Annotated in this window: 1 protein-coding gene and 1 pseudogene; one reads left to right on the forward strand and one right to left on the reverse strand. The window is 52.9% G+C overall.

Annotated features, from left to right (window positions below; translation table 11 throughout):
• Positions 1 to 682, reverse strand: a 682-nt coding sequence (locus ACXJ5O_RS26215) for a ketopantoate reductase family protein (protein ID WP_457302463.1), incomplete at its 3' end; no start/stop codon positions are given.
• Between the two features lie 733 nt (positions 683 to 1415).
• On the opposite strand from ACXJ5O_RS26215, the pseudogene ACXJ5O_RS26220 reads away from it, so the two are divergent.
• Positions 1416 to 1641: pseudogene (locus tag ACXJ5O_RS26220) on the forward strand (nitrilotriacetate monooxygenase); the annotation flags it as partial.

The following is a 1641-nucleotide window of genomic DNA, read 5'->3' on the forward strand; positions in this document are numbered from 1 at the left end:
ATTCTATGCCGGCAGTCATCAGCACGTCTTCGGCTTCAGCGCGCGCTTTCTGGTACCATTTTTCTTGAAGCTGCTCATCTCCAAAAGCCGCATCGATTATGTTTCTCAAGTTACCCAACAGCTTGCGATACTTGCTCCTTATCACATCGCTTCTGGCATTCGCGACGAAGCCAGAGGCATTCAACATCTGACATAAGTTTACTACCGCGGCATCAATTCCTGCAGGATAGCGACCGATATCAAATATTCCGATTTTAGGAACACCGTAGGCGGCTACTTCACCTGGCTTTTCAAAGTCCGCTGGCAGCATGACAGTAACGCCATAGACATTTCCGAAAAACCGCAGCGCATGCGTTTCATTGGCTACTCCGTTCTGAAAGCAGAATACCGGCTGCTCTACCACACCGGCGGCCTTGAGCTGAAACAGGGCCTGCGCCGTATCCTGCCCCTTCATTGCCAGCAATACCACGTCGCTACTACTGAAAGAGATCTCCCGCGGATCTGCACAAACGGGGAAGGTTGCGGTCTTCTTCCCTTCTGGGGTAAGCAGCGCGAGCCCGGATCGACTTACCGCTTCGAGCTGGTGCCCGCGCGCGATGCCGATGACAGAGTGTCCAGCCAAGCTGAGCTGAGCAGCGACAACCCCGCCGATTGCTCCAAGTCCAAAGACGATTATTCGCATCAAATATCCTATGGTGTGAATGACATGATAGGCGATGGCGCAGCAGGCCAATAAGAAATGACGACATGTTAGGTGTATGGGCATGCAGCGTCGATGCATCAGAGGAAAGAACCATCGATGAGACAACACATATGGAAAGCCCAATCTACCAGAAACGCAAACCGATAGATCGGGCCCAAATTTCTGACGCGTGAAAAGAAGCGATCTGCTCTTCGTCAGCCGTTCATCGCCAATTAGGGGCTCTGGCGTGGAACCGCCTCACGAATGTGTCTCTTCGATTGCGGAATGCCACGGCCTTACTCCTATCAACTGTTGGAAGATCGGAGTGAGGTCCTCCCGCCTAGGTTCCGCAGGAAAGCTATGGTGGCGCCTGATTCGGGTAAATAAATACATCGATCTAATTTCCCTCACCATCGCGTGATGGCTGCAGTCGCAAGGCGTGCCTTAAAACGGTCCGCGCGCATCAGCCTAGTCACTGCTTCCTGAACAAGGGCGGGAATCTTTTCAGGTCATCCAAGGAGGCGCTTTCGAGCAGGCCGTCCGAAACAGCGGCGAGTAGGGAAGCGGTGACCGAGGGGGGTAGGATCGCCGGCCGCTATCACAGTCGTCTTAAGGATCTCGACCTAGCTAAACAAGAAAACCTGAATCGATGGAATTTAAAGAATACCTTTTCTGTCGAGATTAAAAAATGAAGCTTAGATTTTTGAGAACGAAAGTCCATTGGGAGACCGTTATGAGCAAGCGAGYGGGTCAGTTGAAACTCGGGGCATTCCTCTATCCGACGGGACACCACATCGCCGCTTGGCGGCACCCGCAAGCACAAGCCGACGCCGGATCGAATTTCGCCCACTATGCTGAACTCGCGCGCATTGTCGAAGCAGCGAAATTCGATTTGATTTTTATGGCCGATGGCGTCGGAACCCGCGGAACTGATACTGATGCACTGAGCCGCACCGCGA

It is taken from the genome of Phyllobacterium sp. P5_D12, from assembly GCF_054049495.1.